The organism is Vibrio amylolyticus, from assembly GCF_023145695.1.
Classification (GTDB): domain Bacteria; phylum Pseudomonadota; class Gammaproteobacteria; order Enterobacterales; family Vibrionaceae; genus Vibrio; species Vibrio amylolyticus.
This window is the reverse complement of sequence record NZ_JAJHVV010000002.1, coordinates 348,078-370,995: the sequence shown is the minus strand read 5'-3', so window position 1 is coordinate 370,995 and position 22,918 is coordinate 348,078. Positions and strand designations below refer to the sequence as shown.

20 protein-coding genes are annotated in these 22,918 nt (G+C 43.6%); 10 read left to right on the top strand and 10 right to left on the bottom strand.

Features of this window, described 5'->3' with window-relative positions:
- Nucleotides 1–189: 189 nt before the first annotated feature.
- Nucleotides 190–3,666, bottom strand: coding sequence for an exodeoxyribonuclease V subunit gamma (gene recC / locus KP803_RS04540; RefSeq protein WP_248007644.1), 3,477 nt, complete (start codon nucleotides 3,664–3,666; stop codon nucleotides 190–192).
- 94 nt (nucleotides 3,667–3,760) lie between these two features.
- Nucleotides 3,761–4,729, bottom strand: coding sequence for a TDT family transporter (locus KP803_RS04535; protein ID WP_248007767.1), 969 nt, complete (start codon nucleotides 4,727–4,729; stop codon nucleotides 3,761–3,763).
- 108 nt (nucleotides 4,730–4,837) lie between these two features.
- Between KP803_RS04535 and KP803_RS04530 the strand changes: the two genes are divergently transcribed.
- The 7 genes from KP803_RS04530 (at nucleotide 4,838) to KP803_RS04500 (ending at nucleotide 9,997) form a co-directional block, all read left to right on the top strand.
- A complete protein-coding gene (locus KP803_RS04530) occupies nucleotides 4,838–5,728 on the top strand; it encodes a LysR family transcriptional regulator (RefSeq protein WP_248007643.1) in 891 nt (296 codons plus the stop codon).
- A gap of 100 nt (nucleotides 5,729–5,828) precedes the next feature.
- Complete coding sequence (locus tag KP803_RS04525) at nucleotides 5,829–6,125, top strand: YebG family protein (protein ID WP_248007642.1); 297 nt, start codon at nucleotides 5,829–5,831, stop codon at nucleotides 6,123–6,125.
- Between the two features lie 233 nt (nucleotides 6,126–6,358).
- On the top strand, nucleotides 6,359–7,102 hold the full coding sequence (locus KP803_RS04520) for a copper homeostasis protein CutC (RefSeq protein WP_248007641.1): 744 nt from the start codon (nucleotides 6,359–6,361) through the stop codon (nucleotides 7,100–7,102).
- A 57-nt stretch (nucleotides 7,103–7,159) separates the two neighbouring features.
- Nucleotides 7,160–8,083 carry a LysR family transcriptional regulator gene (locus KP803_RS04515; protein WP_248007640.1) on the top strand — a complete coding sequence of 308 codons (924 nt, stop codon included), beginning with the start codon at nucleotides 7,160–7,162 and terminating at the stop codon, nucleotides 8,081–8,083.
- Nucleotides 8,084–8,297: 214 nt separating this feature from the next.
- Entirely contained in the window at nucleotides 8,298–8,828 is a 531-nt protein-coding gene (locus tag KP803_RS04510) for a porin family protein (protein ID WP_248007639.1), read from the top strand.
- Between the two features lie 68 nt (nucleotides 8,829–8,896).
- The gene (locus KP803_RS04505) at nucleotides 8,897–9,406 is read left to right on the top strand and encodes a hypothetical protein (RefSeq protein WP_248007638.1); all 510 of its coding nucleotides are present in this window, start codon (nucleotides 8,897–8,899) and stop codon (nucleotides 9,404–9,406) included.
- 102 nt (nucleotides 9,407–9,508) lie between these two features.
- Nucleotides 9,509–9,997 (top strand): hypothetical protein, encoded by a 489-nt coding sequence (locus KP803_RS04500; protein ID WP_248007637.1) that lies wholly within the window; start codon nucleotides 9,509–9,511, stop codon nucleotides 9,995–9,997.
- Between the two features lie 23 nt (nucleotides 9,998–10,020).
- On the opposite strand, the gene phoU is transcribed toward KP803_RS04500, so the two are convergent.
- The 7 genes from phoU to phoB all read right to left on the bottom strand — a co-directional run bounded on the left by phoU (nucleotide 10,021) and on the right by phoB (nucleotide 18,760).
- The gene (phoU, locus tag KP803_RS04495) at nucleotides 10,021–10,719 is read right to left on the bottom strand and encodes a phosphate signaling complex protein PhoU (protein WP_248007636.1); all 699 of its coding nucleotides are present in this window, start codon (nucleotides 10,717–10,719) and stop codon (nucleotides 10,021–10,023) included.
- A gap of 81 nt (nucleotides 10,720–10,800) precedes the next feature.
- On the bottom strand, nucleotides 10,801–11,619 hold the full coding sequence (gene pstB / locus KP803_RS04490; protein ID WP_248007635.1) for a phosphate ABC transporter ATP-binding protein PstB: 819 nt from the start codon (nucleotides 11,617–11,619) through the stop codon (nucleotides 10,801–10,803).
- Between the two features lie 2 nt (nucleotides 11,620–11,621).
- Nucleotides 11,622–13,286, bottom strand: coding sequence for a phosphate ABC transporter permease PstA (gene pstA, locus KP803_RS04485; protein ID WP_248007766.1), 1,665 nt, complete (start codon nucleotides 13,284–13,286; stop codon nucleotides 11,622–11,624).
- A gap of 37 nt (nucleotides 13,287–13,323) precedes the next feature.
- Nucleotides 13,324–15,513, bottom strand: coding sequence for an ABC transporter permease subunit (locus KP803_RS04480; protein ID WP_248007634.1), 2,190 nt, complete (start codon nucleotides 15,511–15,513; stop codon nucleotides 13,324–13,326).
- Nucleotides 15,514–15,667: 154 nt separating this feature from the next.
- On the bottom strand, nucleotides 15,668–16,708 hold the full coding sequence (locus tag KP803_RS04475) for a PstS family phosphate ABC transporter substrate-binding protein (protein ID WP_248007633.1): 1,041 nt from the start codon (nucleotides 16,706–16,708) through the stop codon (nucleotides 15,668–15,670).
- Between the two features lie 2 nt (nucleotides 16,709–16,710).
- Entirely contained in the window at nucleotides 16,711–18,009 is a 1,299-nt protein-coding gene (phoR, locus tag KP803_RS04470) for a phosphate regulon sensor histidine kinase PhoR (protein ID WP_248007632.1), read from the bottom strand.
- 61 nt (nucleotides 18,010–18,070) lie between these two features.
- Complete coding sequence (gene phoB / locus KP803_RS04465) at nucleotides 18,071–18,760, bottom strand: phosphate regulon transcriptional regulator PhoB (RefSeq protein ID WP_248007631.1); 690 nt, start codon at nucleotides 18,758–18,760, stop codon at nucleotides 18,071–18,073.
- A gap of 310 nt (nucleotides 18,761–19,070) precedes the next feature.
- Between phoB and rdgC the strand changes: the two genes are divergently transcribed.
- The 3 genes from rdgC (at nucleotide 19,071) to KP803_RS04450 (ending at nucleotide 21,894) form a co-directional block, all read left to right on the top strand.
- The gene (gene rdgC / locus KP803_RS04460; RefSeq protein ID WP_248007630.1) at nucleotides 19,071–19,985 is read left to right on the top strand and encodes a recombination-associated protein RdgC; all 915 of its coding nucleotides are present in this window, start codon (nucleotides 19,071–19,073) and stop codon (nucleotides 19,983–19,985) included.
- A gap of 249 nt (nucleotides 19,986–20,234) precedes the next feature.
- Nucleotides 20,235–21,638: a prephenate-dependent tRNA uridine(34) hydroxylase TrhP gene (gene trhP / locus KP803_RS04455; protein ID WP_248007629.1), complete on the top strand. Its 1,404-nt coding sequence runs from the start codon at nucleotides 20,235–20,237 to the stop codon at nucleotides 21,636–21,638.
- 1 nt (nucleotide 21,639) lies between these two features.
- The gene (locus KP803_RS04450) at nucleotides 21,640–21,894 is read left to right on the top strand and encodes a YfhL family 4Fe-4S dicluster ferredoxin (protein WP_248007628.1); all 255 of its coding nucleotides are present in this window, start codon (nucleotides 21,640–21,642) and stop codon (nucleotides 21,892–21,894) included.
- A 104-nt stretch (nucleotides 21,895–21,998) separates the two neighbouring features.
- On the opposite strand, the gene mepA is transcribed toward KP803_RS04450, so the two are convergent.
- On the bottom strand, nucleotides 21,999–22,832 hold the full coding sequence (gene mepA / locus KP803_RS04445; RefSeq protein ID WP_248007627.1) for a penicillin-insensitive murein endopeptidase: 834 nt from the start codon (nucleotides 22,830–22,832) through the stop codon (nucleotides 21,999–22,001).
- Nucleotides 22,833–22,918 lie beyond the last annotated feature (86 nt).

Here is a 22,918-nt window from a genome sequence, read left to right as displayed (position 1 = left end):
CCGATAGTATGCGCGCACAGGTTAAGTAAGTGCTCAATGCGTTTACTTCTTACCAACCAAATAATGGTCCCTCTGACCTATGGCCGCACAGCGAACGCCCTACACTAATAATGATTTACTGGCGGCCATTTTACTTCTCATACTCTTCTCTCTTGCATCTGCATTTAGGCACCTTGTCACCGCTACAGATCACTCTGCGTCAGCCGCATTTTGAGCCGCTAATCGTGGTGTTTGAATCACTAGCGCAGACAGCATGCGAACGTTTGCCGCTAACTCATCATTCCATTGTGGCCAGATACGTGAAATATAGACATTTGCACCTTCGCCTGTAGCCATATAGCTATCGTTAAACGTCGCCGCAATTTTCTTCATTGATTTCTCTTCATCATCGACCCACTTTCCACGGCTAAAACCAGCTTCGACACTGGCTAGAGCTGTTTTGGGGAAGTAACACAATGGCGATGTCATTCCCTGGTAATACAAGCGCACTAGTTCATTCAGTAGATCACGAGCGTAGTGGCTGTCGTCAATCGGCGGGTAGATCTCATGAACGACTCCCTCTTTACGATCATAACCCACAATGTGAGTCGGCTTTGAATAGCCAGAAACAGACAACAACAAATGATCAATCCAAGCGGACAAGTAATCTTGAGCACGTATTTTTCCGCTGCGATAACGAACTAAACCTGATTGGAAATGCTGAGTTAACCAACCTGTAAGGTTGACCTCTTTCCCCTCCCCCAAAACGTCCAGTTTGATATTCACATCAATATCATCCAGAGGGCTGCTGCAAATAAACGCGAGTGTTTCGACTAGCTCTTCCGCTTGTGCTCGGTTCGTTTCAAATTCAATGTCACCAAATGATCCAACAGGTAACTTTCCTTGCGCTCTCTGCTCAGCAACGAAAGCCTCAATGATCGCTTTGCTATTCATGTCGCCCGCCAGTCGCGACTTGAGCATGCTATCGAGCAATTCATCTCGCATTTGGTAGCTTTCTAGCCCATTGAGAACAAATGGTTCATCGTCTTCCATAACAGGCAATGGCGGCTCAAAGACCACTTTTAATCGGCGATTAAAGAAGTACTGTACCGGCAATCGCCAAAATCGCTGTAGCTCGACAACATCAAGATCTAACGGATACACCGCGCCTAAGAGGTAGTCATCTAATTGACTATCGAACTCACCGCTTTTTAACCCTAATCGATTAACCGCGGGCAACCATTCTCTTGCATAACTACCAAATTCACTGGAAAACTCGGAAGGACTAAAAGGCACCATGGCATGTTGGCTAATTAAGGAATCAACCAATCGATCCCCAGACTCATCACATGAGCGTGCTTCATCACCGATTAAGCAGTAATTCTGCTGGCAATATTCCATCAACTCAGAAATCAAAACCGAAGGTACTTGCGCGGTATTGTCTTGAATGGAACGCCCGACATAGCTGGCATAAAGCTTTTTATTTGCCGAGAGAATGGCCTCTAAGAACATGTACCGGCTGTCTTCACGACGAGAGCGGTCACCTGCCCTAAAGCGATTCTGTAAGTAGTCAAAGCCTTCGGTAATATCATTCGGTGGGTAAACACCATCGTTCATTCCTAACAAACAGACGACATCAAACGGAATAGAACGCATAGGCATCAATGTACAGAAGTTGACTTGTCCTGCTAAGAATCGTTGGCTTACCCGTGTTCCTGATAATTTGTTATTCAGATACAAGCTCACCACACTCGGTGCCAATGACTGCTGATAGTCCGCTTCTGTTAATTGATCTTTTAGAGAGATCAATGTGTCTCGAATAGACTTAAGTGCAACTTCGCCTTCAAGCTCGACTTCAAAGAAATCATCCAGCAGTTGGTTTAAGGTTTCCCGCCAATTCTCAATCGATTGAGTCTGAGAAAGCTTAGTGCGATAGAGGCTAATGAGGTCAATAAAGTGCGCCAGTTTGCCCGCTAATTCCGCTTGCATCCCTTGTACTTCATTATAAGGAGCCAATGCTTGTGTCTGACCTAATGAATCAACGCCCATCTCAAACACACCTGCATCGTCGGACATTGCATATCCAAGCAGCATTCTTTGGATACCAAATTGCCAGGTATTTTGCGATGTTTCTGGCAGCTCAAACTCTTTCGCCGTTAAGCCATTAAGCCCCCAACGAATGCCCGTCTCTTCTATCCATCGTTTCGCTTGAGCAAATTCATTATCATCTAACCCAAACTTCGCCATCATTGCAGGCGTTTCTAGCAGCTCCAGAAGTTCAGAGGCGAGGCAACGTGTGTTTGGAAGATCGACTAACTGCATAAACGCAGCAAGGATCGGACTCTCTTGCGTCGCGGTTCTATCTGAAATTGAAAACGGGATGTATCGGTCACCCGGAGCATTACCAAATACCGCCTGAATCGCGGGGCTGTAAGCGTTGATATCAGGCACCATCACAATAATGTCACGCGGCTTGAGTGAAGCGTCGTCATCAAACATTCCAAGCAGTTGATCGTACAACACTTCCACTTCACGCATGGCACTATGGCAAGCATGCAAACTCACAGAGTGATCGCCCATCTCCACCGCTTGCTTATGATGACTTGAGTCTAACAACTCATCATCTTGATGCTCTTCAAGATTTAATATGTCAGCTTGCAGATTATGAAGAAGAGAATCTCTTGGAATATCAACAAACGCCTCAATTTCGTGAGATTCGAGCTGAGAGAGCAAGAACATGTTATCTCGTCCTAACTTACCCAGAGACGCGAGTAAATTATTACCGACCACGTCAGTGTGCAGCTCATCAACAACGTTATCTTCAACCGTTCCTTTAAGCTGCTCAGTTTCTCCTGCTTGTTCAGAATGATCATCATGCCATTCAACGTGTTGGCGACTTTTAGCTGCAAGTCGTGACAAGTACTTTTGGTCTCGCACATCTCCCCAGTAATAACGACAAGGGTTAGTGAACATCAAATGAACATCAATATGCTCGCCAATCGCTTTCAAAGCATCCATATAACGAGGTGGAAGAGACGATATACCGAAGACAAACAAACGCTTAGGTAAATATTCAAACGAGCCCTGGTAGTGAGCCAGCGTATCAATGAATTCCTCATACAGGTTCGCACGATGGAAAGGTGACTGCTCAAGTTCTAGCGTGTAATCGTACAACGCTTGCCACAGTATTGGCTGCCAAGGGTGTTCATCTTCTAATTCGGCGACACTATGGCCGGCTTCCCAGCTTGCAATCCATTCTGGTCGATACACTAAATAGCCATCAAAAATATCGGCTATTTTCTCCACCAGCTGATAGCGTTTCGAGTGGTCATCATCGTCATCTAAATAACGAGCAAGCGGTTGAAATTCATCTTGCGTCAGCATGGATGGCAATAGATGCATCAACTTCCAAGTCATCGCTTCTTTATTGAAGGCACTGCGCTTTGGCACATCAGGCAGTATTTGAGTAAATAGCTCCCAAATAAACGTGGCTGGAAGTGGGAATTCTAAATTAGCGGCAATGCCAAACTCTTTGGCCAATTCCATTTTTAACCACTGAGACATACCCGGACTTTGAACTAAGATTTGCTCTTTTTCAAAGGGGTTCTCTAATGGATTTTGACGAACAAGTTCAACTAAAAGAGACTTGAGAATATCGATTTGATTGGAGTGATAGACGGTAAACAAAATACGCTCATACTATTCTTGCCGCTGATAAACCCAGATTAGCATAACTGTTTAACACAGTAGGTAATTTTGAACGGACTCTACCGTTAAAAGGCTATCTATTGCTCATTATTCCTTTATGAGGTTGATAAAAGTGCAGGTAACGCGCAGCAACATAACCGACCACCAACGTTGCGATGATTAATTCAAACCTAGCCAGAAAATGAACTTGAGAGACATATTTGGCTTCGATTCCAGTATGACTCATCCAGGAAGCCAATTTAAACAGAGCCGTCGCGCTAATCACGGTAGGAAATGTAAACGCGGCATAACCAGAACTGAATGGTAATCGAAGCAACTTAAAAAATGCGACGTAAATAAGCAGTGTCATCAAGATGGAGATACCAAACAACACCCCGATCACTACAGGCGATGGCGACGATTGCACGGTAAGATAACCCGCTAATGAAAGGCTGGCAGGCGCTGCCATAATGGCAATTGTCGGCTTAGCTGCATCAGAAATCTCATGGGTGAACATGAATCGATAGAGCATAATAGGCAGCATAAACGCATAAGCCAACATGCCAAACATCAAGACACTATTAGCTATGGGTATTAGCATCGGGTTCCCTGAGAAGGAAACATCAGCAACGATAATTCCCACAGGTGGTACGAACCAACTTGGCACCATGTGATGCAATCTAAACTCTTGAGAACGGTGGTAGACAAATCGACTAAGGAACACGATATGCAGCGAAAGCGCCATCAACCACAGAGCATCTCCCGCAAGGGGATAAAACTGCCCAAGTGAATTAGAAACAACCATAACGCCCATAGCAAACGTAGGGACAACACTTCCTACAACGGGGTGAGCGAGGTCTTCGCGCAATAAGTGTCTGTGCAGCAAGAACTTACTCGCTAATACAATAAGTAAAACAGCCGCAACAACAGCCCCACTCCACTGGCCGTAACCACGCAAATCAATAAAGCTTTCCCAACACCAGCCTAAACTTGCAATACCTAATGCAAGCCCTGCCATCGGAGTTGGTGCACCTGTTACTCTACTTTTTACTCGGCTAATCATCATTGCCTCACTCAGCTCAACTTACTTTTAATACGATTGTAAACTTGCACTTTGTTTGAATATATCTAATTATTTAGAACAGTCGTTCAGAATAACTAAACATAGAAAATGTCTTCTAATATCTCGCTCAAGCAGCTCAAAGTCTTTACCACTGTGACTCAGCACAAAACCTTAACGTCGGCTTCAGAAGCTCTATTTCTTTCCAAAGCCGCAGTCAGCATGGCGCTATCTGAATTAGAAAAGCAGATTGGGCATGCACTCTTTGATCGAGTCAATAACCGACTTATCATCAACCAAGAAGGGTTAAAGTTACAGCCTCTCGCGGATGAGTTACTGCATCGAGTTCAAGATATTGACGAGCTATTTCACCAAGATCAGGTTCTTTCAGGTCAATTGCGAATTGGAGCCAGTGACACTATCGGTAATCATGTCGCACCAAAGTTGCTTAGTCTATTTCGCCAACAGACAGAGCACACATCGCAAAGCTTATTTATCTCCAATTCCAACTTGATCTGCCAAAAGCTCGTCGACTATGAGTTAGATATCGCTTTGATCGAAGGAAAAACACAACACAGTGAGCTCATTTCAACTCAATTTGGCCAAGATGAAATGTGCGTCATTTGTCCTGTTGATTTTCCTTTTGCAGAAGATAACAATGCGCCTGTTGCTTGCTTGGAAAACAGTCAATGGCTGCTGCGTGAAGCCGGTTCTGGCTCAAGAGAATTTTTTCTTCGAGTGATTGCCCCTCGCATTGAACATTGGCAAGAGTCGTTTGAGCTCAATACTACAGAAGCATTGATTAATAGCGTGTCGGCAGGGCTGGGGCTCGCTTGTTTATCTCGCCTCGCGGCAGAAACGGCACTTAACGATGGGCGAGTTAAAGAGCTTCACCTTGCTCTCGATATGAAAAGACGCTTTTGGTTACTAGTGCATAAAGAGAAATACCGAAGTCCACTTCTCAAGCGTTTTATTGAGTTTTGTCATCAAATGGATAAATAGCCGCCACATAGCTCTCAGATTTCCTCCTCTCGCTAGACTTAAACCGAGCTAAGCTGTATAAACAGCCAGTAATAGATTCAAATTAATTAGGGGAATAACCATGGCTGTAATCGTTAAGTACGTGGTGGAACGCAACGGAGAAGAGAAAATGACTTTTACCTCTAAAGCCGAAGCTGACGCTTATGACAAAATGCTGGATATGGCAGATGAGATGTTTGAACTGCTTAGCAAAAGCGATCTGCTGGAAGATGAAGGCAAACAAGAAGAGCTTGCTCTTTTCCTAGCGAAGAACAAAGAAGAAGTTCTATTTGCTTTAGGCGCGAAACGTAAACCTGCACCTAAAAAAGCAAAGAAGATTGAAGCTGTAGAAGATGCACCTGAAGAAGATGCAGCTTAAGCTTCTCTATCGCTAGACCACAAATACAGAAAACCCAGAGACTACTAATAACATAGCCTCTGGGTTTTTTTATTATCTGCTTGTTAGTAAGCTCTACAACTCCGTTTTAATCGTAGGGGACATCACGTCTAGAATACGGAAAGTTAAACCATTAAAAATTACCCTAATAATCTAGCCTACTTCTCGCTAGGATAAGTTCTTAATCACTGCTAGAACGTCACTTGAGTAAAATTATGACCTATCACATTGAAGTCTGTATCGATAACTTAGAATCTCTGCACAATGCTATTAAAGGAGGCGCAACTCGTATTGAACTCTGCTCTTCCCTTGCACTAGGCGGGTTAACCCCAAGCTTTGGTTTTATGAAAAAGGCCGCACAAATTTCAACTATTCCCGTGTACGCAATGATTCGTCCCCGTCAAGGTGACTTCCTATACGACAATGATGATATTGAATCTATGCTTCTTGATATTGAAGCTGCAAGCCTAGTTGGCCTGCAAGGCGTGGTCTTTGGCGTGTTAACAGCAGATGGCGATATAGATATGCCTTTAGCCAAACAACTGGCTGATAAAGCGCATTCACTAAACCTAGGTATTACCTTTCACCGCGCTATCGACCAATGTCGTGACTACAAAACCGCGATAGAACAGATCTGTATGTTAGGCTGTGAACGAGTATTAACTTCAGGGCTTGGGCCTACTGCAGCAGAAGGCATTTCAGTGCTCAAAGATATGGTTAACATAGCCAATGGTCGAGTGAGCATTATGGCAGGCGCAGGACTTAATGCCGATAACGTCCAAACAATTCTAAACAGTTCGAATGTGAAGGAAGTTCACCTATCTGGTAAATCTACTCGCAACAGCAATATGACCTATGTCGCGGAACAGGCTAAAATGGGAAGTAACGATGACTTTATTGTTCCAGTAACCGACTTTGTTAAAGTTTCACGTGTTGCTGAGCAACTAGCCTCGAATTAATGGTAATGTAGCTGCTTCATTAAGTAATTGCTTTGAATATGGAAATTAAACAAACCTATGGCTAAAGATCTTTTCTATCAACTAGACCTGAATCTACTGCGTACCTTTTTGGTTCTCTCTCAAGATCTCAATATGAGAAAAGCCTCTGAACGCCTCCACATTTCTCAGCCAGCCATTAGCCAAGCACTGCAAAAATTACGCTATCACTTTGACGACGAGCTGTTTGTAAAAGTACACGGTGGTCTTCAACCAACCTCATTTGCAGAAGAGCTCACAGACTCTATTACTCCACATTTGGATGGCCTCTCAAGTGCGATTAATCAAGTACATGAGTTTGACCCAAAAGAGATTACCCAAAAAATCACTATAGCGATTCCACCGATTATCCTAGCTAACATTTCAGCCCCGCTATTCCTTGAAATAAGAAGATTAGCGCCTAATATTGAAATTGAGCTCCATGCTTGGTCTAAAAGTACTCAAGAAGAGATCATTAATGGGCAAGTCCTTATTGGCGTTCATTATGATATCAACGTCACAAAAGAGATAATATCTGAAAAGCTAACCTCAATTGAAGGGCGCGTACTAGTCAGACAAGAACACCCAATAACAAAGGAAGTTGCTGATGTCAGTGATTTCTCAGGCTACGAACACGCTTCTGTTATTAGCCGAGGCTGGAACGATCAATTCACACTCTCTGCAAAAATATTAAATGACTACGGGCTGGACGCTAAAGTCGCATTTCGCTCCGAGTTAGTCTCTGCGGTCATTGAAGTTACGCAACAAACAGATATGCTCTTGCCTCATTCTAATCTGTTCCCTACTCACGAATATCCAAAGTTGCGTTCTATCACCCCTACTTTCGAAGGAAAACCCTATTCACTCGATGTATACAGCCATTTCCATAAGCGAAATAGAAAGAGTGCACTCGTACAATGGCTACACTCAATCATTCAACAAGAGATACTCAAGAAACTACCGTAAACTTGCAAGTTAACATGAAGTCTATTCTCTAAGCTATTCCCTTCAGGAGACTCATAAAGCATCTTATCTAATAAAAGCAGAGTAATAAGTAGAGCTTATTACGGTGTTTTATTTAAACAATTAGAAAACAGTGTTCGATATTAATATTATTCTGCTCATCGAATGGAAGTAACTCAAGGACTGAGGGTTTCAATCATACTAATGAGTACATATTATGAAAATTACGTTAACCCCCCTTTTAGTTGCATCCCTTATTTCAGCGCCAGTTTTAGCCAATACCTTAGAAGGTCATCGTGTTGGTTTAGGTTTTAGTAAGACTCAGACAGAAGATGTCTTTCTTAACTATGACTATGATGCCAATGGTTTAAAGCTAGAATATGGCTACGATTTTAATAATATCGTAGGTCTAAATGTCTCTTACAACAAGAACAACGGAGATTACGGTTATATTGCTGAATACGATGCAACAACATTCAAAATCGATGCTGATATTGGATACGCTTTTCACCTTACCGACTTCATTATTAAACCATACGGTGTCATCGGCTTTGCAAGCTATAAAGAAGAAGACTCTTTCTTCCAAGGAGACTGGAAAGACTCTAGCCTTTTCTTAGGTATGGGCGCTCGAGCTTACTTTGGCAAACACTTCTATTCAGATCTTCGCTTTGATTTTATCAATCTTAAAGAAGCTGGTGACGACATGTTTATCGACCAGTTCTCAATCACGGTCGGCTACAAGTTCTAAACACCACTCATTCTAAAGTGATGCCTTGCCAAGGATGGCAGTCCAATTTCCCATACGAGAAAACACCCATGAAAAAGTTATTAATATCTTTAGCACTCCTCTGCTCAAGCAGTGCCTTTGCAAATACCATTCACATCTCCCCAGATATGAGAATTGGCCCTTACACGGGCTCCGGCATCTCAGGTGGTGGTATTCAAATAGGTCTCGCTGACACGTTTGGGTTAGATGCGATATACGTTTCTTACAGCCACACTTCTGCTGAATTTTTAACTTACAAAGATCGCCTCAAAACCTACCGTATAGGTGGTCAATACCAGTTTGTATCAGTACCTAAGATGGCTTTGCAGTTAGAAGCCGGGGTCGTTGAATACGAAGGCAGTAAAGACAATATCTGGGGAACCCATACTACCTATACCGATGATACTGGTGCGAGTATTTCTGCCTCTTGGGTCGTTTTCATCAACGATAACATCGGATTCAGAGCGGGTGCTGATTTTAATTATCTTGATAGAAATAAAACTGATTTTGGTCAAAACATCTCAGCTATGGTTTCCACTGGTATCGTCTTTCAATTCTAGGGCTAATACAAACTTTCTACTTAAGTACCTGAATCAAATAACCTAGAACGCCTTCTCTATCCTGGGAGGGCAAAACTCGCTTTTTAACTATAGGTCAACACTGTGAAAAGACTACTTGTTATTACTTTACTCAGCACTCCACTTACAGCTGCAGCTATGGGAGTACACCTATCACCAGAAATAAAAGCAGGTAATCTGTTTGGAGCGGGGCTACAAATTGGCGCTACTGACGTTGGAAAATTGGCTGCGCTCTATCTCAGTTACAACCAAATGTCCTATGACGACACTGTTTATGATCACTCTTCAAAGTCCTATCGAATTGGCATGCAGAAAATGTACGGACATGACAGTCGGATGGGGTTTCAAGTAGAGATAGGGGGCGCTCAATACGTTGGAACTCGAGATTTGTGGAACGGCCCTCAACATAGAAAGTCTAATGGCTTAAGTTTAGGTGGTGCTTATGTGTATCAAGCAAGTAATAGTATCGCGTTACGTGGTGGTGTTGACTTCAACACATATGGTATGGGGAATGCATACTTTGCCTATGGCGTTCAACCGTCATTCTCTTTAGGTGTCATCTTCAACCTATAAACTTACTAACAAGTAGAAAACGTTTAACGCAGTGCGTCATCAAGACTCTGTTCGCCCAAGTGGCGAACATCTTTTCCTTTCACAAAGTAAATAATGTACTCACAAATATTTTGACAACGATCGCCAACTCGCTCAATCGCTCGAGCTGACCACATTACTTGCAAAATGTTAGGAATATTATCCGGCTCATCCATCATATAGGTAACGAGCTGACGAATGACCGCGTTGTACTCTTCATCAATCTTGTCATCCAGTTTATGTACTTCTGCTGCTGAACTGACATCCATACGTGCAAAAGCATCGAGTACTTGATGAAGCATCGCAATGGCTTGGCGACTTAAAGGTTCAAGCGATACGTGAAATGGTTGTTCTTTTGATGATGGGTTTTCAATCGCCACTTTCGCAATACTTGTCGCTACATCACCTATTCGTTCTAAGTCGGTAATGGTTTTAATGATCGCCATGATTAGGCGTAGATCTTTCGCTGTTGGCTGGCGCTTGGCAATAATACGAGTGCACGCTTCATCTATCGACACTTCCATAGAGTTCACTTTATGATCGTCTTTCACCACTTTCTTAGCCAACTCGATATCGTCTTTATGCAGAGCTTGCATTGCAAATGAAAGTTGCTGCTCAACTAAGCCTCCCATCGTTAATACGTGAGTTCGAATCGATTCTAGTTCGACATTAAATTGACCTGAAATGTGACGACCAAAGTTCATTCTTGTTGTGTTCTCCTAATCTTTTTGATGCTGTGACTAACATTAAATAACGACTCATTCAGCGTAATCACTAATGTAAAATTAGCCGTAGCGGCCTGTAATGTAATCTTCTGTTTGCGTTTTTCTTGGTGATGTAAAAATTGAATCAGTATCTGAGTACTCTATCAGTTTCCCCATATGAATAAATGCGGTGTGATCACTAACTCGAGCTGCCTGCTGCATATTATGGGTAACAATGACAACCGTATATTTGTCTTTTAGGTCATTGATAAGCTCTTCGATCGTTAACGTGGATATTGGATCAAGTGCCGAGGTCGGCTCATCAAGCAGTAAGACTTCTGGCTCAATAGCAATCGCTCTGGCAATAACAAGGCGCTGTTGTTGTCCACCCGATAAACCAAACGCATTCTCATGTAGACGATGTTTCACCTCATCCCATAAAGCGGCCGCCCTTAATGATTGTTCTACCGCATCATCCAGTGAACGACTATTTTTTATCCCCTGAAGGCGTAATCCATAAACCACATTTTCATAGATAGATTTAGGAAATGGATTCGGTCTTTGAAACACCATACCTACACGACGACGCAGTGTTGCTACGTCAACGTCAGGATGGTAAACATTTTTGTTATGAAGTTTTACCTTCCCTTCAACTCGGCACCCTTCCACTAAGTCATTCATTCGGTTTATGCAGCGTAGCAAGGTCGACTTACCACAGCCAGAAGGACCAATAAAGGCGGTGACCTGTCCTTTAGGAATACGCATCGAGATATCACTGAGAGCTTGAGTCTCTTTATAGAACAGATTAAGCCCTTCAATGGCTATAGCTGTCTGTGCGTCGGTTAACTTATTCACATCTAGCGGCGCTTGATAGCCCAACGCTTGATCAACTGAAAACATGATTAATCCTGCCCTAAAGTACGATATTTTTCGCGCAAATTATTGCGAATGCTAATGGCTGTTAAGTTTAAGCTAATGATCACCGTCACCAATAAGAATGACGTGGCATAAACAAGTGGTCGCGCCGCTTCGATGTTCGTGGTTTGAAAACCCACATCATAAATATGAAAGCCCAGATGCATGAATTTTCTGTCTAAATGTAAAAACGGAAATTCAGCATCTACCGGTAAACTTGAAGCGAGCTTTACCACACCGACGAGCATGAGTGGCGCTACCTCGCCAGCCGCTCTCGCCACCGCTAAAATTAGCCCAGTAATAATTGCAGGGCTTGCCATTGGTAAGACTATTCGCCATAAGGTTTCAAACTGTGTCGCCCCAAGAGCTAATGATCCATGTCTAACAGAGCTTGGAATTCGCGTTAGCCCCTCTTCCGTCGACACAATCACAACAGGTAAGGTTAGAACAGCCAGAGTCAACGCTGACCAAAGTAAGCCCGGCGTTCCAAATGTAGGCGCAGGTAAACGTTCAGCATAAAGCAGTGAATCAATTGAGCCGCCTAAGGTGTAAACAAAAAAGCCTAAGCCGAACACCCCATAAACAATTGAAGGCACACCCGCTAAATTAATAACAGCCACTCGAATAACACGTGTCAGGGCATTATTTGCTGCGTATTCATGAAGGTAAATCGCGGCAATAACACCAAGAGGCATAACAACAACAGACATGATTATAACAAGTAAAACCGTACCAAATATGGCGGGAAATACACCACCTTCTGAGTTTGACTCTCTCGGGTTTTCCGATAAAAACTTCCAAACTTGTTGGCCCCACTGAGAGACCTTTTCCGCACTGGCCATATCATTTGGGTACCACATATCCAATATTTGGCTCAGTGGTATCGCAGTCTGCTGCCCAGTCATATCGACAACGATAAGTTTGTCTTGGTTTAGCAAAATACGTAATTCTGCTAAGTGCGCATCCGCCACCGCGAGTCGTTTATCAAGTTGTTTCTTTTGCGTGTTATATTTCTCGAGATAGCTGCCACTTAGCGACCCGTTCAACTCTCTCTTTCGTTTATCAAGTCTTAACTGTTCTAGTGCTCGACTGGTGCCTTTAAACTCCGTCTCTATAACCGAGCTAATCTGATCCCGCAGACTTTCTACTCTAGAAAAACCATACGCAAATAATTCAGACACATCACTTGAAATGACACCAAATTCATTTTGATAAGCGACGGGCTTACCAAAGAAGTCACCGTGACGCGTTCGTTCAATAACCGCCCACCCTTGCGGCATAGATTGCTCTTTAATATTAACGTCAATGATGGATACAAAATCCGCAGGATAAAGCTCTCGATTCGCTATTTTAATACTGTATCGAGAGACCAAATCATCGCTTTCTTTGTCAACAGTCGAAGGAAGGTCAATACCTTGTAAACGTGTCATCGGCACATATTCTTGTGCGTACAACTGCCCGACGAGAATATCCCCATCGTGCGTTTGCCATTGATACAGAGGTGTTGGCCAAAAATAGGACAAGCCTTTCCAACCAATCAATAACAATAACCCCATCACAGAAAGTAAACTAATGCTGACTGCACCACCTGTCAGCCAGATCCAAGGCGCACCCGATTTAAACCAGTGTATACCGGATAGAAGTGAGGTAATGGCAACGCCTTTAGGACGTTTTTGGGCGCTCTGCTGGTTATAATGCACGATAGCGCTCCCTTAATCTTTGCCTTACCCACTCGGCAATAGAGTTCACCGCAAACGTAAACATCAGCAGTAATAACGCCGCTAAGAACAACAATCGATAATGGGTACTTGCTACTTCTGACTCTGGCATTTCAACCGCAATAGTTGCAGATAGAGTCCGCATACCCTCAAGGATATTCCAATCCAAAATAGGTGTATTACCAGTTGCCATCAAGACGATCATGGTCTCCCCCACGGCTCGGCCTAACCCCATCATAATCGCAGAAAATATTCCTGGGCTAGCCGTTAGAAGAACCACATAAATGAGTGTCTGCCATTGAGTGGCTCCCAATGCCAATGAGCCATCTGAAAGGTGTTTTGGCACCGAGAATATCGCGTCTTCTGCAATGGTGAAGATAGTAGGAATAACCGCAAAACCCATAGCGAAGCCAACAACCAATGCGTTTCTTTGATCGAAGTTAATCCCTTTATCCGCAAGATAGATACGCACATCACCATTAAACAACCACACCTCTAATGCGGCACTTTGCGACAAAATAAACATGACTAAGCCGACTAAAACAGGCATTAAGATCATTCCGTGCCAACCATTTGGGAAAAGTGATACAAACCGGCTAGGTAAGACGTGCCAAATAGCGCCGACAAGTAAGGTCGATAGCGGCAAAAAGATCAACAATGCTATAACAGCAGAGAGGTGTGTTTCCACAATAGGGGCAAACCAAAGACCAGCCAAAAATCCAATAATGACGGTAGGAAACGCCTCCATCAGTTCTATGGATGGTTTAACGACTCGTCTCATGTTCTCTGACATGAAATAGGCAGTATAAATTGCCCCGAGCACCGAAATGGGGACAGCAAATAACATCGCAAACGCTGCGGCCTTCAATGTACCAAAGGCAATAGGAACCAAACTAAACTTAGCTTCAAAGTCATCATTCGCTGAGGTGGTTTGCCACGTGTATTGAGGTTCAGGGTAGCTTTCGTACCAAACTTTATGCCAAAGCGACGAGAATGAAATTTCTGGGTGATCATTATTCACCCGCGCCACATTCAGCTCATTATTGGTCAGCGTTAACAGAAACTTTTCGTTATTCGACATGGCAGCCAATAGCGGTGCCTGCTTATAAGGGCGCTCAAACATCACCAGCTTTTCACTGGTGGTATAGTGACTTTGAAGTGAGCCGTTTGTATAGAAACTGTAAAAGCCTTTTCGGAAGGTATCGGGGAGTAAGAACTCCAATTGGGAAGCGAGTTCAAATTCACGAATATGAGTTAGCTTTCGCTCCCCATCACTTAAAACATCAAACCACTGAGACACAAGCCCATCTTGATGCGTCACTAACAGAGAATAGGCCCCAGAAAGCAAATCAATATCACTCACAGCATGCTTTTCAGCACCAAGGCTGAGATCCACCACTTCTCGCACAATATATTGCGCTCGTTGCTTTTTAGCCACAACCAACTCAGACCCAGAGCGAATATAAAGCGTCTCTCCGCCCGGCGTGAGAATTAACTGATCAGCGTTTGAAAATGGTACAGGAAACATGAATTCAAACAATTCACCGCCTTCACTCCAGCGAAGCTGCACTTCACCACTCTCATATAACCCAACCAAAGTCAGTCCATACTCTGTCACTGCAAAGTCAAACTGGGTTAAGACCGTTGAAGGGAGCGAGAGATCTAAGCCATTTACAACATCGTACGTCTCAACCGTCGGAGTGAAATTCCCTCCCTTACGGGTGTGTTTGTTGGTAAATTTAGGTTTGAATACAGACAACTGCTCTGAATCATCAATGACAGCTTGCCATCCATTTCCCTTGTTATTATTCGCAGCTAGAGTAATACCACCAGAAATAGAAAAAGAAGTATCGACGATATTCGCATTATCTAAAGGCCAGAAATCCAACTGCCCCTGTTTCGATAAAACATAGGCATGGCCACCATACTCATCAACACCAATAGAAATTGCATCCAACGTATTTATCGTATTCGAGGCATACTCAGCTTCGACATTAGCGTCTGAGAAAAGTGGCAGTACCACTAAGGCGAGGTAAACGAAAATCAGAACTAGCGCGGCTAAGACTCCAACACCTCCACAAGAAACCAACAAGCGAACAATACGATCTTTTATAAATCGTTTTCTGTCGGGTTCTTTTAGGGAAAAATCGGCGCTAGGCATTGGGCTCTCTATCTAAATTAAACAGTCTTAGAATATTTCAGTTTGATGACGATTATATTACAAAACAAGATAAGTCGCTGAAAACAATACAGCGCTATAGAAAAAATAGCGATTACTAGCATTTAATTTGCAAATATTCGTCTAAGCTCAGTTTTTAATACTCGACACCAATTTTCTTTAACTCTTGTCGGGCTATATCTGAACTTATCGGAATATAGCCATCTTTTTTGACGAGTTCTTGCCCGTGAGACGAAAAAATAAAACGTATGAACTCACGCTCAATCGGTGTTAATGGGTAATTGGGGTGCTTATTTATATAAAGATAGAGGTAGCGTGATAGTGGGTACTCACCTGAAAGGATATTCTCGTAGCTTGGCGAGATAAAATCTTGTCCTGATTTTGATATTGGAATCAACTTAACACCTGAGACTTGGTAACCCACCCCTGAATAACCAATCGTATTAATAGATGACGAAACAGATTGCACCACCGACGCAGAACCGGGCTGCTCATTAACATTATTTTTAAAGTCACCACTGCAGAGTGCATTTTGCTTAAAGTAGCCATACGTTCCTGAGACAGAGTTACGACCGAAAAGCTGCATTCGCCTTTGAGCCCAATCATAATCTAAACCGAGCTGAGACCAGTTTGATACCGGCTCATTCGCTCCACACCGTAGCGTAATAGAAAAAATGCTATCGAGCTGAGCAAAATTCAGCCCACGAATCGGATTATCTCGATGAACAAAAACACCAATAGCATCAATAGCGACACGCAACTCAGTTGGTTTATAACCATGCTCACGTTCAAATGCTTCTATTTCACGATTGCGCATTGGGCGGCTCATGGGGCCAAATTGAGCTGTTCCTTCGGTTAAGGCAGGCGGCGCAGTTGATGAACCCGAAGCTTGAACCTGAGCATTAATGCTTGGGTATTGCTGCTCAAATTCTTCAACCCATAACGTCGTCATACCTGCTAATGTATCCGAGCCAACAGACAGAATGGTTCCAGATATACTTGGAACTTTCTGATAGGGCTTCAGTGCTTGTGTCGACACTTTATCGATATCAACAATATTTTCATTAGTGACAACAGAATGGTTAACTTCGGACGCTACTTGAGCCGTCTCAGCAAAAACGTTCAAACAAACTAAGGAAAAAGAGAGCGCCATTAAGTGGCTAGCAGAGAGCTTCATGTCTACTCCACAATTGAACGACTAGGTAAGATAAACGAGAACTTACTGCCTACACCCACAACACTTTGAATCTCTAGATGTGCATCATGGTGAGTGAGCGCGTGCTTAACAATGGCAAGTCCTAAGCCACTGCCCCCCGTATCTCGTGAGCGAGCTTTATCAACACGATAAAAACGTTCTGTTAGTCTGTGCAAATGTTGAGGTTCGATCCCATCACCACTGTCTTCAACTTCAAGACAGGCCCCTTGGGCGGTCTTAAACCAACGTACTTTAATCTGAGCACCGGCCTCTGTGTATTTCACCGCATTGTAAACAAGGTTAGATATCGCGCTACGCAACTGATCTTCATCGGCTAATACACGCAGACTGCTATCCACGATAAACTCAAGCTGATGTTTATCATCACCACTTAAGCTGACCGCTTCTTTCTCTAGCACTTCGAGCATGGCAGGAACGTTCACCACATCCTCGAATTCATCCATTGGTGCCGCTTCAATCTTAGAGAGCGTCAACAATTGGCTAACCAAGCTGTTCATTCGATTCAACTGCTCAGTCATTACACCATGTGCTTTACCCCACATAGGGCCAACCAACATATCTGGATCTTCGGTCATTTCAAGATAACCGCGCAGTACCGTCATTGGTGTACGCAGTTCATGAGAAACATTAGCAAAGAAGTTACGACGCATGCCTTCAAGCTGTTTTAGCTGAGTAACATCACGCACAACCATTAAGTGCTCGCCTTCAGTGTAAGGCACGATACGAAGCTCTAACATACGCTCAACGTTTAACGGTGAGCACATCTCTAATGGTTCAGAGAAGTCTTGCTTGTTGAGGTATTTAATAAAGTCAGGGGTGCGAATCAGATTCGACACGGGTTGGCCTGAATCATCTGGCCATTTAAAACCAAGAAGGTGCTGCGCGAGCCTGTTACACCAAACAATATTTCCTTCACCACGAAATACCACAACCGCATCGGGCAGAGATTCAGCACCATTGCGGAAACGGCGGATTAGGTTGGTTAGCTCTTTACGCTTTTTACGCTGACGCTGCTGTAGGCGGTAGATTCCATTGAAAAGTGATTCCCAATTACCACTACCAGAAGGAGGAGTGAGTCGTTTTTCATCCCACAGCCACGCTGACAATCTCATCTGATTATGTAGATGCCATAACAACTGCAAAACCGTGGCAGCAAGAAGCAACCACGGCATGTATCCAAATATCCACCCTACAATAACCCAAGGGGTGTAAAAAAAAGCCAGCTCCCATGCCAGCTTTTTCCAGGTTAACTTTTCAACCAATTTAATTCCTCGGACAGCTGTCCTTTTTCTTCCTCAAAACTGTTTCTTCAATTCGTGTATTTTACGCTTTCACAGAGAAGCGATAGCCTGCGCCACGAACCGTTTGTATCAATTTATCGTGACCTGCGCTCTCTAATGCTTTGCGTAAGCGTCGAATATGAACATCTACCGTGCGGTCTTCAACGTACACATTGGTGCCCCATACATTATTCAATAGCTGCTCTCGGCTATACACACGCTCTTGGTGTGTCATAAAGAAATGCAGCATCTTAAATTCTGTTGGCCCCATATCAAGCGGTGCATCATTGGCCATCACTCGGTGAGAAACAGGATCTAACTTTAAGCCTTGAACATCAATAACATCTTCTAGTGCCGTTGGAGTAACACGACGAATAACGGCTTTTAAACGCGCCACCAGCTCTTTTGGTGAAAACGGTTTGGTGATGTAATCATCAGCGCCCACTTCCAAGCCGCGTACTTTATCTTCTTCTTCGCCACGAGCCGTTAGCATCACAACAGGAATATTGCGGGTTAACTCTTCACGCTTCATGTGCTTGATAAAGTTAATGCCACTGCCACCAGGCAGCATCCAGTCAAGCAATACAAGATCAGGAAAGGGTTCAGCCAGTTTATCCACGGCGGTGTTATAGTCTTCCGCTTCTACCGCTTGGTAACCTTTTTGCTCAAGAACAAAACACAGCATCTCACGAATCGGTGCTTCATCCTCAACCACTAGAATCCTTCTGGACATAATTCAATAACCTTATGAATAAAATTAACGCTATGGGTAACTTTCTCAACCATTAACAGCTGTGGCTAACCCTCTGCAACTATAGGCATTATTACCAGTAATTATGACACTTTTGTGACCTTTGCAAAGAAAGTTTAATATAAGTTTCGACTCAACCACATAACAAACGACATTAAACTGAGTGTTCTAAGTCAAAATGGCGTCAATCGTTTGCGTGGTGTTAATTGTGCGAAGATTTTTACACACAGATAAGACAATCCACTCAAAATTGCCTATGATGAGCGACTTATTTCCAGCCTAGAGAAAAAATATGTGGTTTAAAAACTGTCTGGTTTATCGCTTCAATCGCGATATTGAATTCAATGCTGACCAGCTAGAAACGCAACTTGAAGAATTCCGTTTTACGCCTTGTGGTAGCCAAGACAAACAGAAGTTTGGTTGGGTTACGGCAATGGGGCGTCAAGGCGATATGATGACGCATGTTTCTGAAAACCGTATTCTTATCTGCGCGAAACGAGAAGAAAAAATGATCCCAGCGTCAGTGATCAAAGATTCACTGAACAACAAGATTGAAACTATGGAAGCCGCGGAAGGTCGCCCTCTGAAAAAAACAGAGAAAGAGACGCTAAAAGACGAGATCATCATTGATCTTCTTCCAAGAGCCTTTAGCCGTAGTAGTAACACGTTTGTCCTGATCTTGCCAAAAGAAGGGCTTATCCTTGTTGATGCAAGCAGCTACAAGAAAGCGGAAGACGTTCTCGCCCTACTGCGCAAAACAATGGGTAGCTTACCTGTTGTTCCCGCTATTCCTGAGCAAGCGATTGATACTACGCTTACTGAGTGGGTTAAAACAGGCAGCACACCGCAAGGTATCACTCTGCTAGACGAAGCTGAGCTTAAATCTATTCAAGAAGATGGCGGTATCATTCGCTGTAAGAAACAAGAACTCAGCGCAGAAGAGATTCAAAACCACATTGAAGCAAATAAAGTCGTAACGAAACTGGCCCTCGATTGGCAAGAGCGTATTGAGTTTATTCTTGCAGAAGATGGCAGCATCAAGCGTTTGAAATTCAGCGACGACCTAAAAGATCAAAACGAAGATATTCCACGTGAAGATCAAGCCGCTCGTTTTGATGCTGATTTCTCTCTTATGTGTGGTGAGCTAAGCGCATTCTTGCCAAATTTATACGATTCATTGGGCGGTTTACCTCACCCTGAAGCGTAATCAGTATCTAAAGGTTAGATAACTGCTTTATTAAAATAAACGCTCTTCACTGGTTATTTCGTTTAACCTGAAGGGCGTTTTTGTATTCTCTTCTTATCACTTCTCCCACTATTTTTAATACATAAATTCTCTATTCCCTTATGAAAACTGTGCATTTGTTTTAAGTCACATTTTAACGTAAAATACGCGCCCCTTTACTTCCACTAGGTGGGAGTAACCTGACTTGAGATCAGACTAGAGAACAAAGCAATGACAACGAACACACCATTTGTACCCGAGCTACTGTCACCAGCGGGCAGCCTTAAAAACATGCGTTACGCTTTCGCCTATGGCGCAGATGCGGTTTACGCAGGTCAGCCACGCTATAGTCTTCGTGTACGTAATAACGAATTCAACCATGAAAACCTGCAAATCGGTATTAACGAAGCGCACGCTCAAGGTAAAAAGCTATATGTGGTTTGCAACATTCAACCACACAATTCAAAGCTAAAAACCTTCATTCGCGATCTAAAGCCTGTGGTTGAAATGGGCCCGGACGCTCTGATCATGTCAGATCCAGGTCTTATCATGATGGTTCGTGAAGCGTTCCCTGATATGGCTATTCACCTATCAGTACAAGCAAACGCAGTTAACTGGGCAACGGTTAAGTTCTGGTCGACTCAAGGTGTTGAGCGTGTCATTTTATCTCGTGAGCTTTCTCTAGAGGAAATCGAAGAGATTCGTGAGCACTGCCCAGAGACTGAACTTGAAATCTTCGTTCACGGTGCTCTTTGCATGGCTTACTCTGGTCGTTGTCTGTTATCTGGCTACATCAACAAACGCGATCCAAACCAAGGTACTTGCACTAACGCTTGCCGTTGGGAATACAAAGTCGAAGAAGGTAAAGAGAACGAGACGGGTGATATTGTTGAGAAGTTTGACCCAGCTGCTGAGTCTCAGACTATCGAGGTACAAGAAGAACGTCCTGATAACACGCTAGGTCTTGGCAAACCAACTGATGAAGTGGTTCTACTTTCAGAAGCTCATCGCCCTGAAGAGAAAATGGCAGCCTACGAAGACGAACATGGTACTTACATCATGAACTCTAAAGATCTTCGTGCTATCCAACACGTTGAGCGCCTAACGAAAATGGGGGTTCACTCATTGAAGATTGAAGGCCGTACTAAATCCTTCTACTACTGTGCTCGTACTGCCCAAGTTTACCGTAAAGCGATTGATGATGCTGTTGCAGGAAAACCGTTCGATGAGAGCCTAATGGGGACGCTAGAAAGCTTAGCTCACCGTGGCTACACAGAAGGCTTCCTACGTCGTCACACTCACGACACTTACCAGAACTACGATTACGGTTACTCAGTGTCTGATGCTCAGCAATTCGTTGGTGAATTCACAGGCCAACGTCGTGGTGATTTAGCGGAAGTGGAAGTGAAGAATAAATTCTTAGTCGGTGACAGCCTAGAGCTTATGACGCCAAACGGTAACGTTGTTTTCACTCTAGAAGCGATGGAAAACCGTAAGTCACAAACGATTGACGATGCGAAAGGCAATGGCCACTTCGTCTTCATCCCAGTACCAGAAGATATGGATTTATCATACGGACTGCTGATGCGTAACCTTAATTCTGGTCAGGATACCCGTAACCCAACAGGTAAATAAGATGGCGCTACTGATCACCGACAAATGCATCAACTGTGATATGTGTGACCCTGAATGCCCAAATGGCGCAATCACTATGGGTGACTCTATCTTCGAGATTGATCCTTTGCTGTGTACAGAGTGTAAAGGCCACTACGACAAGCCAACGTGCCAGTCAGTGTGTCCTATCACGAAGTGTATTATTACGGATCCAAAAAACATTGAAACTGATGAAGAGCTTTTAGAGAAGTTCGTTATCATTCAAGGTCTGGCATAAGATTCAGTGACGAACTAAAAAGGAGCACCGATTGGCGCTCCTTTTTTGTATCTATAGCCTTGATTTGCTCAACCTGATTAACTCAACTCGTTATTCACTAAGCATTATTCATTCAACATAGCCAAGCACTGACTTGGTGGAACTTTTACCTTTTTCTTCTTCACTGGCTGAGCAACGTCTATCTTATCTTCTGGCTTTGGCCACCAACTTGCTAATTCATGGCCACACCCGTCACCTTTCGGTGGTTCGGCTTGTGCCTGACAAGAACTATCCCCTATTGGGCAGTTCAACCGCACATGGATATGAGAATGATGCCCCCACCACGGCCTGACTTTACGTAGCCATTCTCGGCTATCGACTTGTTCCGATTCACACAATTGATTCTTAATCACAGGATGAACAAAAATCCGCGCCACTTGTTCATTCTGCGCAGCCAGCTTCACGAGCTGAAAGTGTTCTTCACTCCAACGCTTTCTGTTTAATTCGAACTCTTTTACATGAACCACGCTCATCGCTTTCGGTTTAGCAAGCTCTTGCGCACTTAATGGCTCTTTGGCTAATCGAAGCCAAACATCAATATCTAACCCCGTTTGATGACTTGAATGCCCAGACGAGAAACGCCCACCTTGAGGAAGAGAAAGATCTCCAATCAACAGAATTGAACCTAAATCTTGATAAGTTTGCTGAGCGAGATGTTGAATAAAGCTCACCGTATCTGGGTGCGCGTAATAGCGTTCACGTTGGCTACGAATCACTTGGTAGCCTTCACCTTCCAATGGCAACGCTTTCGCCCCTGCCAAGCAGCCATTGGCATAACTACCGATTGACTCTGTTGGGTGAGAGGATGGGATTTGTTTAGCTTCCCAAGGGGTTGAGTTCACTGTAACGGGAACAATAGCGAGTAGCAGCCCCAATGATAATTCTTGCCATTTTTTCACTATCTCCTCCCTGAAATAATGCGAATACGGTTCAATAATTCTCTATTTTAACTTTTACAGTATATGCCAAAACCACACGTTTCATG